11 protein-coding genes are annotated in these 11,233 nt (G+C 76.1%); 4 read left to right on the top strand and 7 right to left on the bottom strand.

The features are described from left to right. Positions 1-78: 78 nt before the first annotated feature. The 3 genes from AC3WUG_RS10075 to AC3WUG_RS10065 form a co-directional block, all read right to left on the bottom strand. Positions 79-1,134, bottom strand: a complete 1,056-nt coding sequence (locus AC3WUG_RS10075; RefSeq protein ID WP_492327520.1) for a substrate-binding domain-containing protein — start codon at positions 1,132-1,134, stop codon at positions 79-81. Positions 1,135-1,254: 120 nt separating this feature from the next. Continuing rightward, positions 1,255-2,385 carry an ABC transporter permease gene (locus AC3WUG_RS10070; RefSeq protein WP_492327519.1) on the bottom strand — a complete coding sequence of 377 codons (1,131 nt, stop codon included), beginning with the start codon at positions 2,383-2,385 and terminating at the stop codon, positions 1,255-1,257. After that, positions 2,382-3,908, bottom strand: coding sequence for a sugar ABC transporter ATP-binding protein (locus AC3WUG_RS10065; protein ID WP_492327518.1), 1,527 nt, complete (start codon positions 3,906-3,908; stop codon positions 2,382-2,384). Before AC3WUG_RS10065 ends, AC3WUG_RS10070 begins: the two co-directional genes overlap by 4 nt. 116 nt (positions 3,909-4,024) lie before the next feature. Here AC3WUG_RS10065 and AC3WUG_RS10060 point away from each other — a divergent pair, with 116 nt between their 5' ends. The 4 genes from AC3WUG_RS10060 (at position 4,025) to AC3WUG_RS10045 (ending at position 6,561) form a co-directional block, all read left to right on the top strand. Continuing rightward, positions 4,025-5,221: an ROK family transcriptional regulator gene (locus AC3WUG_RS10060; protein ID WP_492327517.1), complete on the top strand. Its 1,197-nt coding sequence runs from the start codon at positions 4,025-4,027 to the stop codon at positions 5,219-5,221. A gap of 147 nt (positions 5,222-5,368) precedes the next feature. Then, positions 5,369-5,653, top strand: a complete 285-nt coding sequence (locus tag AC3WUG_RS10055; protein WP_492327516.1) for a hypothetical protein — start codon at positions 5,369-5,371, stop codon at positions 5,651-5,653. Continuing rightward, entirely contained in the window at positions 5,646-6,347 is a 702-nt protein-coding gene (locus AC3WUG_RS10050; RefSeq protein WP_492327515.1) for a DUF6338 family protein, read from the top strand. Before AC3WUG_RS10055 ends, AC3WUG_RS10050 begins: the two co-directional genes overlap by 8 nt. Then, positions 6,340-6,561 carry a hypothetical protein gene (locus AC3WUG_RS10045; protein WP_492327514.1) on the top strand — a complete coding sequence of 74 codons (222 nt, stop codon included), beginning with the start codon at positions 6,340-6,342 and terminating at the stop codon, positions 6,559-6,561. Before AC3WUG_RS10050 ends, AC3WUG_RS10045 begins: the two co-directional genes overlap by 8 nt. An 83-nt stretch (positions 6,562-6,644) precedes the next feature. Here the strand turns inward: AC3WUG_RS10045 and AC3WUG_RS10040 are convergent, their stop codons facing one another. The 4 genes from AC3WUG_RS10040 to AC3WUG_RS10025 form a co-directional block, all read right to left on the bottom strand. Continuing rightward, complete coding sequence (locus tag AC3WUG_RS10040; RefSeq protein WP_492327513.1) at positions 6,645-7,598, bottom strand: 3-methyladenine DNA glycosylase; 954 nt, start codon at positions 7,596-7,598, stop codon at positions 6,645-6,647. Then, complete coding sequence (locus tag AC3WUG_RS10035; protein ID WP_492327512.1) at positions 7,595-8,530, bottom strand: DMT family transporter; 936 nt, start codon at positions 8,528-8,530, stop codon at positions 7,595-7,597. The genes AC3WUG_RS10040 and AC3WUG_RS10035 overlap by 4 nt, the downstream gene beginning before the upstream one ends. Before the next feature lie 230 nt (positions 8,531-8,760). Next, positions 8,761-9,309 (bottom strand): TetR/AcrR family transcriptional regulator, encoded by a 549-nt coding sequence (locus tag AC3WUG_RS10030; RefSeq protein ID WP_492327533.1) that lies wholly within the window; start codon positions 9,307-9,309, stop codon positions 8,761-8,763. 210 nt (positions 9,310-9,519) lie between these two features. After that, positions 9,520-11,223, bottom strand: coding sequence for a bifunctional 3'-5' exonuclease/DNA polymerase (locus AC3WUG_RS10025; protein WP_492327511.1), 1,704 nt, complete (start codon positions 11,221-11,223; stop codon positions 9,520-9,522). Between the last annotated feature and the right edge of the window lie 10 nt (positions 11,224-11,233).

Raw genomic sequence — 11,233 nt, 5'->3', positions numbered from 1 at the left:
TAGGCCTTTTTCCCTCCCCCCCCGAACCCTTTGTTCTTGGGCGGGGTGGCCCCCGGGTGCCCCCCCCCGCGGTCCGGATCAGGACTCGAAGGCCGAGTCGATGTACTGGTCGACGTTGTCCGCCGTGACGACGGGCGCGAACAGCTGGACGGTGCGCGGGACGCCCGAGGACGCCAGGTCGCTCAGCGACTTCTCGTGCGCGACCAGCCGGGCGAGCTTGATGCCGTCCGCCGCCTGGGTCGACGGGTAGATGACCGTGGCCTCGACCACCGACGCGTCGTCCTGGATCTCGCGCATCATGTTCGCCGAGCCGGCGCCGCCGACCAGGAAGAACTCGTCGCGGCCCGCGTTCTCGATGGCGGCCAGGACGCCGACGCCCTGGTCGTCGTCGTGGTTCCAGATCGCGTCGATCTGCGGCGCGGCCTGCAGCAGGTTCGCGGCCGCCTGCTCGCCGCCCTGGACGGTGAAGTCCGCGGCGACCCGGTTGTCGACGTCCAGGCCGCAGTCGTCCAGCGCGTCCGCGAAACCCTGGCTGCGGTCCTGGGTCAGCGGCAGCGAGTCGATGCCGGCGATCTCCGCCACCACCGCGTCCGGGTTGTCGCCGAGCCGCTCGCAGATGTACGTGCCGGCCGACACGCCCATGCCGTAGTTGTCGCCGAGCACGGTGGCGCGGGACGCGAACGGGCTGGAGAACTCGCGGTCGACGTTGATGACCGGGATGCCGGCCTCCATCGCCTTCGTCGCGACGTCGGTGAGCGCCCCGCCGTCGAACGGCAGCAGCACGATCGCGTCGACACCGTCGTTGATGAAGCCCTCGATCTGGCTGATCTGCACGTTGACGTCGTTGGTGCCCTCGGCGACCCGGAGCTCGACGTCCTCGTAGTTCTCGGCCTCCTTCTGCGCGGCCGTGGTGATGGCGCCCATCCAGCCGTGGTCGGCGGCGGGGGCCGAGAAGCCGATGACGACCGTCTCGCCGGCCTCGTCGTTGTCGGACACGGCGACCGGGGCGGCCTCCGCGCCGGTGTCCTCCTCCGCGGGGGCGTTGGAGGTGCAGGCGGCGAGGAACGCGACGGACAGCACGGCGACCGGCGCGAGGACGCGGCCGCGGCGGCGCGTGGTGCGGGTGGTGGACATGGGATCTCCTTCGACGATGTCCGGGGTCGTGCGGGCAGGGTGGGGCGTGCGAGCGGGTGGGACCCGGTCGCGTGGGGGTGGTGGTCGGGGTGGTGCGTCGGTGGCGCGGGGCGCCCCCGGCTAGGTGCGTGCGGTCCGCGGGGTGCGCGAGGTGAACCGCTGCTGCAGGAGGACGGCGACGACGATGATCGCGCCCTTGATCACCTGCTGGACCGAGGAGTCGAGGTTGTTCTGGATGAAGATGTTCGTCAGCGTCTGGAAGATCAGGACGCCGAGCACGGTGCCGACGATCGTGCCCCGGCCGCCGGCGAGCAGGGTCCCGCCGACGACGACCGCGGCGATCGCGTCCAGCTCGTAGAGCAGGCCGTTGGTGGACGAGCCCGCGCCGGTGCGGGCGAGCATCATCACCGCGGCGATGCCGGCGGCCAGGCCGGCGAGGCCGTACAGGTACATCGTGTGCCGCTTGACCGCGATGCCCGCCAGGCGCGCGGCCTCGGGGTTGCCGCCCACCGCGACGGTGCGGCGGCCGAACGTGGTGCGGTTGAGCAGGAACCAGCCGGCGACGGCGACGACCGCGAAGATCCACACGATCTTCGGCACCCCCAGCAGGGTGCCCCGGAAGGTGTCCTCGAACGACTGCACCGAGACCAGCTGCGTCCGGCGCTGGGCGATCAGCTCGGCGAGGCCGCGGGCGGCGACCAGCATGGCGAGCGTCGCGATGAACGCGACCACCCGGCCGTAGGCGATCAGCACGCCGTTGACCAGGCCGGCGCCGAGGCCGACCGCGAGGGCGCAGCCGACCATGACGATCCAGCCGTACTGGTCCGCCATCGACTGCGTCGCGACGGTGGTGGCCCACACCGAGGCGAGGCCGAGCACCGACCCGACGGACAGGTCGATGCCGCCCGCGGTGATCACGAAGGTCATCCCGATGGCCAGCACGCCGACGATGGCGGCGGAGCTGAGGATGACCAGGACGTTGTCGATGCTCGCGAACCGGCTGCCGGCGGTGATGTAGCCGACGACGCAGATCAGGGCGAGCGCGATGACCAGGCCGAGGATCCGGGCGGACCCGGCGCCGGCGGGGCCGCGCCGGGAGCGTCCGTGCTCCCGGGCGACGCGCTCGACGCGCGCGGACTCGTCCGCGGCCGGCGGTGCGGGGGTGGCGCCGGCGGAGCCGGGCGCGGAGGTCGGGCCCGAGGGGGCGCCCGGCGTGCCCGGGGGCGGGGCGGAGAGCTGGTGCTCGCTCACGCGGCACTTCCTTCCATGACGAGGTCGAGCACGGCGTGCTCGTCGATGGCGGTGGCGGGGCCCTCGTGGACGACCCGGCCTTCGGACACGACCAGCACCCGGTCCGACAGACCGAGCACCTCGGGGATCTCGCTGGAGACGACGACCACGGCGGCGCCCTCGTCGGCGAGGCGGCGGACGAGCGCGTAGATCTCGGCGCGGGCGCCGACGTCCACGCCGCGGGTCGGCTCGTCCAGCAGCAGCACCCGGCAGCCGTGCACCAGCCACCGGGCGAGCATCGCCTTCTGCTGGTTGCCGCCGGACAGGGTGCGGATGGCGCGGTCGACGCCGGCGGGGCGCAGGTCGAGGGCCTCGGCCTGCTCCTCGGCGATCCGGCGCTCGGTGCGCTCGTCGAGGAGGCCGCCCTTCGAGAACCGCCCGAACGTCGACAGCGTGATGTTGCGGTAGACCGGCTCGTCGAGCAGCAGGCCCTGGGCCTTGCGCTCCTCGGGCGCCAGGCCGATTCCGGCGCGGACCGCGGCGGTGACGTCGCCCGCGCGCAGCCGCTTCCCGGCGACCTCGACGGTGCCGGCGCTCGCCCGGCGGGCGCCGTAGATCGTCTCGAGGATCTCGGACCGCCCTGAGCCGACCAGCCCCGCGAGGCCGACGATCTCCCCCGCCCGGACCCGGAGGTCCACGCCGGTGAAGGCCCCGCGCAGCGCCAGGCCCCGCACGTCGAGCACGACCGGCGCGTCGGCCGCCAGCTCCTGGCTCGGCGGGAAGGCGTACTCGACGTTCCGGCCGGTCATCAGGCGGATCAGCTCGCGCGTCGGGGTGTCTCGCGCGGGGAGGTCGCGGGCGACCGTGCGGCCGTCCTTGAGCACCGTGATCCGGTCGCCGATCGCGCGGATCTCCTCCATGCGGTGCGAGATGTAGACGATCGCGACGCCCGCGGCCGTGAGCTGGTGCACGACGCGGAACAGGTTCTCCACCTCGTCCGAGTCGAGCACCGCGGAGGGCTCGTCCATGACGATGACGCGGGCGTCGTGCGACAGCGCGCGGGCCATCGAGACGATCTGCTGCGCGGCGGCCGGCAGCGAGCCGACCTCGCGGTGCGGGGAGATCTCCGGGTGCCCGAGCCGGGCCAGGATCTCCCGGGTCCGCCGGCGGGCCTCGCGCCGGCGGGACACGCCGGCGGTCGCGAGCTCGTGGCCGAGGAACACGTTCTCGGCGACGGTCAGGCCGCCGACGACGTCGAGCTCCTGGTACATCGTGGCGACGCCGAGCTTCAGCGCCGCGACCGGGTTCGCGATCGTGACGACCTCGCCGTCGACGAGCACCTCGCCCTCGGTGGGCTGGTGCGCGCCGGCGAGCACCTTGATGAGCGTCGACTTGCCCGCCCCGTTCTGCCCGAGCAGGCAGTGCACCTCGCCCGGCAGCACGTCGAGGTCGACACCGTCCAGGGCGCGGGCGCCGGGGAACTGCTTGACGATGCCCCGCATCTGGAGGAGCGGGGGCCGGTTCGGTGGGTCCACGGTGACCATGTGAGGAACCTATGAGGGACTTTCGTCCCGGGTCAAGCAAAAGTTGCTCCGGGTTTGTCCGAGTTACCCGATCGTGACGAACACAAGTGGGGGGACTTTCTGGTTCACTAGGCGCCATGCAGGACGTCGTGAAGCTCCCACCACGGAACTCAGGGGCCGGAGACCTCTTCCAGCTCCTCCGCGACGGGCGGCCGCGCACCCGCGCCGACCTGGCGGCCGCGACCGGCCAGGGACGCTCCACGATCACCGCGCGCGTCGAGGCCCTCATGTCCGCCGGGCTCATCGCCCCCGCCGGCGAGGCCTCCTCCACCGGCGGCCGCCCGCCCGCGACCTTCGCCTTCGAGCCCAGCGCGCGCGTCGTGCTCGCCGTCGACCTCGGCGCCACCCACGTCCGCCTCGCCATCACCGACCTCGCCTCGCGGGTGCTGGTCGAGGGCGAGGCGCCGCTGGCCATCGCCGACGGGCCGGACGTCGTCCTGCCCTGGGTCGCCGAGCACGGGCGCAAGCTCGTCGCGGAGGCCGGGCGCTCCCTCGACGAGCTCGTGTCCGTCGGCGTGGGCCTGCCCGGCCCCGTCGAGCACGCCACCGGGCGGCCCATCAACCCGCCGATCATGCCGTCCTGGGACGACGCCGACGTCCGCGGCATCCTCTCGGCCGAGCTCGGGGGCGCCGAGGTCCTCGTCGACAACGACGTGAACCTCATGGCCCTCGGCGAGCACCGCTCCGCCTGGCCCGACGTGGACGACATGCTGTTCGTCAAGGTCGCCACCGGCATCGGCTCCGGCATCATCTCCGACGGCGAGCTGCGGCGGGGCGCCCAGGGCGCGGCCGGCGACATCGGCCACATCGCCGTGCCCGGCGCCGAGGACGTCCCGTGCCGCTGCGGCAACCTCGGCTGCCTCGAGGCCGTGGCGTCCGGCCGGGCGCTCGCCGAGCAGCTCAGCCGGGACGGCGCCGAGGCCCGCGGGGGCGCCGACGTGGTCGCGCTCGTGCGGGCCGGCGACCTCGCCGCCGGCCGGGCCGTCCGGCAGGCCGGCCGCGAGATCGGCGGCGTGCTCGCCGCCTGCGTCAGCCTGCTGAACCCGTCGCTGGTCGTGATCGGCGGGGTCGTCGCCGAGGCCGGCGAGCACCTCATCGCCGGCATCCGCGAGGTCGTCTACCAGCGGTCGCTGCCGCTGGCCACGCAGCACCTGCGGATCGTCACGTCCCAGGCGCGCTCGGAGGTCGGGATCCTCGGGGCGTCGGCGATGGCCGTGGACCACGTGCTGTCGCCGGTGGCGATCGACGCGCTGCTGGAGGCGCGGATCGCCTGAGGCGGGGCTGGTCCCGCTCGGCTGGCGGGGCGGCACCCCGGCGATGGCAGGGCGCCGAGTCCTCCACAGGCGACGGGGACGTACGTCGTCCCCAGGACCGGCGACGCGGACCGCTGCGGTGCCGTGGACCCGATCTAGCGTCCGGGCATGCCTCCGGTGTTCCACAGCGACCCGCACCACCCGTCGCTCCGTACCTTCGTCCGCGATCCGTCGCGCGTCACCCACCCGCCCTTGTGGGGGATGCGCGCCGGGCTCGACCTCCAGCGCAGCGCGCGGGTCGCGACCCGCTCGGCACGGACCGTCGACGAGCGACGGGCCGCTTGGCTGCCGTACCGCCTGGTCGACGATCTGCTGCGCGGGCACTGGGCGGCGGACGCGCGCCGGGCCGGCGACTCGGCGCCGCCGACGACGGGGCGGGCGCACCGTGCCTGAGACCCGGGGGCAGGCGGCGGTCACACTCACACTGGTCGTCCCGGGCTTCGTCTACCGCGCGTCGTGGCAGAGCGTCGCGGGGCCCGACCCCGCGCGACCAGACTTCGGCACGCGGGTGCTGCACGCGATGGTCGCCACCGGGGTGTTCGCCGGGGCGTACGCGGCGGCCTTCGGTCCGGTGCTGGCGGCCTACGCGCGCGAGCCGGCCCAGGCCCTCGGGAACGCGCGGGCCGTCGGCCTCGGGTTCGTCGTGCTCGCGATAGCGCTCCCCTGGCTGGCTGCGCGGCTGTGCTTCTGGGTCGTCCGCAGCGACCGGTTCGTGCTCCTCACGGCGCGGACGCCGCCCGCGCTCCGCCGGGGTCGACCGCTGGATCACCCACCGAGCGCGTGGGACCGCGCGTTCGGTGGTGCGCCGCGTGGCTGGGTGCGCGTGCGGTTCGCCGACGGCCGGTGGCTCGGGGGCTGGTACGGGGACCACTCGTTCGCCACCACCCACCCCCATCCTCCCGAACTCGTCGTCGAGGAGGGCTGGGTCGTGGGCGACGACGGGACGTTCAGCGACGTCGTCCACGCCCCGGGCGGCATGGTGATCCGGTGCGCGGACGCGGTCGCCGTGGACTTCCTCCCCTGCCGGCGAGAGGATCGGACCGGGGGTCGCGACGACGACGTGAGGACGGTGCAGCCCCGTGGCTGACGACAACCGACGACGCCCGCCCCTGGTCCGACGCTGGTTCGCCCCCGACGGCGGCTTCTACCGGGGAGTCGGCCCGAACGGCGAGGTCGGGCCCCGCACCGGCCTGCCGCCGAAGACACCGGCGACCGAGGCGGGCATCCGCCGTCAGGAGCGTGAGGCCCGGGAGCGCGCCGAGGCGGAGCGCGCGGCGCAGGCGGACCGCGGCACCGGCTGACCGGCCCGCGGCACGGCGGTCAGGCACCGGCGGACACGGCCGTCAGCAGCCCGCGGTCACCCGTCGCCGGCGGTCGTCCTGCCCTACGCGGCCTCGCCCAGCACCGCCTCGCACACCGCCACCAGCCGCACCCGGAGCGCCTGCGACGCCTCCGCGAACCCGCGTTGCCGCCGCACGTACTCGGCCTTGCCCTCGGGTGTCTCGATCGCGATCGGCGCCAGGCCGTAGGACGACACGTCGTAGGGCGACGCCTGCATGTCGACGGTGCGGATCTCCCGCGCCAGCGCGAACGCGTCCAGCAGCAGGTCGCCCGGGACCGCGGGGCCGAGCTTGAGCGCCCACTTGTACAGGTCCATGTTCGCGTGCAGGCAGCCCGGCTGCTCCATCGCCACCTGGGTCTCGCGGGTCGGCTGGAGGGTGTTCCGCGACACCGCGTCCGGCGTGAAGAACCGGAAGGCGTCGATGTGGGTGCACCGGATCCGGTGCCGCTCGACCACCTCGTCGGTGCCCGCGCCGCCGAGCCGCAGCGGCAGCGGGTGCCGGTGCTCGCCGTCGCCCTCGCGGTATACCATCGCCCACTCGTGCAGCCCGAAGCAGCCGGTCGCGGCAGGGCGGGCGGCCGTGGCGGAGAGCAGGGCGCGGACGTACCGGACCGTGTCGCCGCGATCGGCGAGGAACGCCGCGGCGTCGAGGCCGACCGTGCCGTCCGCGTCCCGGCGGTACCACCGCCAGCCCGCGTGCGGGGCCTCGGCGGCGTCCGCCAGCCCGACCCCGGCGCCCGGGTGCCAGCGGCGGAGCTGGGCGGGCTTGGCCGGGTAGTACTCGAAGAGGAAGTCCTCGATGGCGTGCCGCTCGCCGCCGCGGGCCCGGCGCTCGCGGTGGCCCGCGGTGAGGTCGTCGGCGCGGGCGCCGTGCGCCTCGGCGCGGGCGCGCCAGGTGGACGCGTCGAGCAGCACGTGGCCGGGCGCCGTCGCGCCGACACCCGGCCCGTCGGCGGGCGCGGCCGCGCGGGGCGCGGCACCGGCGGTGACGGTCATGGCGTCCAGGGTAGGCGGCGGCGGGCGCGCAGCCGCCGCTCGGCCCGGCCGGCCGACCTCGCCGGCACGGACAGCACCCCCAGGCAGACCACGACCAGCCCCACCCCGGCCCAGCCGGCCGCGGGCAGCCGCTCGCCCACGACCAGCACCGCGAGCACGGCCGCGACCGCCGGCTCGAGGAGGGTCAGGGTGGTGGCGGTGCTGACCGGCACGCGGGCGAGCCCCCAGCCGAACAGCACGTACCCGGTGAACATCGGGACCAGCGCCATGTACGCGCCCACCCCCGCGTTCCCCCACGACGCGACGAGCGCCCCGCCGGTGACCGCCAGCACCGGGAGGAGCAGCACGCCGCCCACGCCGAACACGGCACCCATCGCCGCGCGCGACGGCACGCCGCCCTGCATCAGCCGGTGCGCGACCCACGAGTACAGCGCGTAGGTGGCGCCCGCGAGCAGCCCGAGCGGCACCCCGCCGAGCGCGCCGGCGGACGAGGCGGCGCCCGGCACGTCCCCGTGCCCGCCGCCGAGCGCCTGCGCCGCGCACAGCAGCACCATGCCGAGCAGCCCGACCGCCGCGCCGGTGAGCCACCGCCGCGACAGCCGACGCCGGTCGACCAGGCGCTCGACGAGCGCGGCCGCGAGCGGCGCCGACCCCAGCGAGACGACGGTGCCGACCGCGACCCCCGCGAGCCGCATCGACGTGTAGAACGCGAGCGGGTAGACGGCCACGGCCGCGGCTCCGAGCAGCACGAGTCCGGCCCGGGCCCGCAGCGCGGCGGCGTGCGCGGCGATCACCCGGCCGGCGACGGCCGCCTGCAGCAGCCCCCCGATCCCCATCGCCGCGGCGCCGATCGCCAGGGGGCCGACCTCCGGGGCGAACGTCGCCGCCGTGCCGGTCGTGCCCCACAGGACCGACGCGGCCAGGACGGCCATCGTCCCGACCCCGGCGCCCCGCACCGCCGCGGACGGCCGGGCGACCGCGCGGTGCACGGTCGCGTCGGGCTCGGCGGTCGCATCGGGCTCGACGGTCGCGCCGGGCTCGGCTCCGGCATGTCCCGCGGTGTCGGCTCGTGGCGCAGCGTCAGCGGCCGCCGCGTCGGCGACGCCGCCTGCAGGCCTCGCGGTCGCCGCAGCAGCCGCGCCCGGCGCGGTGCTCCCGGCGGTCACACCGCGCCCAGCAGGTCGACGGCGAGCGCGCGGGCGCGCCGCAGGCGGCTGTCGTCCCCCTCCAGGCCCGCGCGCGCCATCGCGCCCTCGAGCAGGAACGCCAGGTGCTCGGCGAGCGCCGCGGCCCGGGCCGTGTCCCCGGGCAGGAGGTCGGCGAGGTGGCCGGCGACGATCGCCTCGACGTCCTCCTTGTGACCGCGGACGACCGCGCGGCCCGGGTCGCCGGCGGGCAGCTCGGCGGCGGCGTTGAGCAGGCCGCAGCCGCGGAAGCCGTGGGCGTAGCCGGCGTTCGCGTGGTCGGCGTACGCGTCGAAGACGGCGAGCACCCGTGCCCGGGGGTCGTCGCCGGCCGCGGCGAGCCGCGCGGCGTACAGCCCGAGCCACTCGTCGTGCCGGGCGGCGAGGTACGCCGTCACGAGGTCGGCCTTGGACGCGAAGTTGTTGTAGAGGCTCATCCTGGCGACGCCGGCGTCGGCGGTGATGGTGTCGATGCCGGTCCCGGCGATGCCGTCGGCGTAGAACCGCGCCGCGGCGGCCGCCAGCAGCCGGTCGCGCGCCGGTCGCCGTCGCCCGGCCGCGCCGCCGGACCTCGCTCTCCCGGAGTTCGCACCACCGGGACCCGCACCACCGGACCTCGCACCACCGGGACCCGCACCGTCGCCCCTCGCGCCGCCGGTCCTCGGGTCCCGCGCCTCGGCCACGTCCGCTCCCGCTCGCTCGACTAGGTAGGTCGGTCTACCTACTGGGCTGCAGCATCACACGGCGTCGGCGTAGCTGTCCACCACCGAGACGTCGAGCGCGAACTCCACCGGCGTGGCCCCGAACAGCAGCCGACCCGCCTCGACGGCCGACTCCCGGACGGCCTCGGCGACCCGGTCGGCGACGTCGGCGGGCGTGTGCACCACGATCTCGTCGTGCAGGAAGAAGGCCAGGTGCGGCCGCCCCGGCAGGTCCAGCAGCCGGCGGCGCAGGACGGCCATCCAGCACAGCGCCCACTCGGCCGCGGTCCCCTGGACGACGAAGTTGCGGGTGAACCGCCCCCAGTCGCGGGACCGGCGGCGGGCGTCGCGGGCGTCCTCCGGGGCGGCGCCCTCGGCGGAGGCCGCCTGCCGGGCGGCGAGCCACGCCGCGCTCGGCGCGGGCGAGGACCGGCCCAGCCAGGTCGTCACCTGCTCGCCGCGCTCCCCCGCCCGCGCGGCATCCTCGACGAGCGCCACGGCCCGTGGGTAGGCGCGCCCGAGCTGCGGCATGAGGACGGCGCTGGCGCCGGTGGTCGCCCCGTAGATCGCGCCGAGCATGGCGTACTTGGCCTGCTGCCGGTCGGCGACGATGCCGGCCGCGACGACGGCGGCGTACAGGTCGGCCTGCCGTCCCGCGGCGGCCATGGCGCCGTCGCCGGACATGGCGGCGAGCACGCGGGGCTCGAGCTGCGCGGCGTCCGCGACGACCAGCCGCCGGCCCGGATCGGCCCGCACGGCGTCGCGGACGACCCCGGGGAGCTGCAGCGCGCCGCCCCCGCTGCTGGCCCACCGCCCCGTGACGACCCCGCCCGGGACGTAGTCGGGCCGGAACCGGCCCTCGTGCACCCAGCGGTCCATCCACGCCCAGCCGTTGGCGGACAGCAGCCGGGAGAGCTTCTTGTACTCGAGCAGCGGCTCGCGCACGGGGTGGTCGAGGGCGCGGATCTCGGACGTCCGGGTCGAGGTCACCTCGAGGCCGGCGGCCCGCAGGGCCCGCAGGAGCTCGGGCTGGGAGTCCGGGTTGAGACCCGGCCGGTCCAGCGCCGCCGCCACGCGCTCGGCCAGCGCCGCCAGCCGCTCGGGACGGGCGCCCTCGCGCGGACGCGGGCCGAGCAGCCCGGTCAGCAGCGCGTCGTGCAGGTCGGGCCGGAACGGCAGCCCGTCGTGCCGCATCTCGGCGGCGATGAGGGCGCCGGTGGACTCCGCGGCGAGCAGCAGCCGGAGCCTGCCGTCGTCGCCCGCCTCGGTCAGGGCGGCGAGCTGGCGCGCGAGCTCGGCGGCGACGTCGGGGGCGGCGTCCGGCACCGCCGCCGGGAGGTCGTCGAACAGGCTCGGCGCGTCGGCCTCGTGCGGACCGGTCCCGCCCGCGGCGGACGCGCGGTCCCACGGCCCCTCCGGCTCGCGCGCGAGGGCGGTCCCGGCGCACCGGGTGGACCCGCGCAGGATGGTCCGGCAGAGCCGGAGGTCGTGGGCGCGCTCGACCCGGACGCCCGCGACGAGCAGGTCGGGGTACCAGTGCTCGGTGTCGTCCCAGACCCACCGCGGGTGGTCGGCGGCCTCGCGCTCCGCGACGGCGCGCGCCAGGTCGTCCCCGGCGACCGGTACCGCCGGGCCGACGTCCCCGGCCTCGGCGGCGGCCGCGTCGCGGGCCTCGCGCAGCAGGACACCGCCCGGTCGCTCCGGGTCGACGGCGACGAGGACGAGCGGCACGCGTCCCATTCTCCCCGCC

The organism is Cellulomonas sp. EB106-03-03-XG116 (assembly GCF_058792015.1).
The sequence above is the reverse complement of the archived record's forward strand: the minus strand, read 5'-3'. Positions and strand labels throughout refer to the sequence as shown.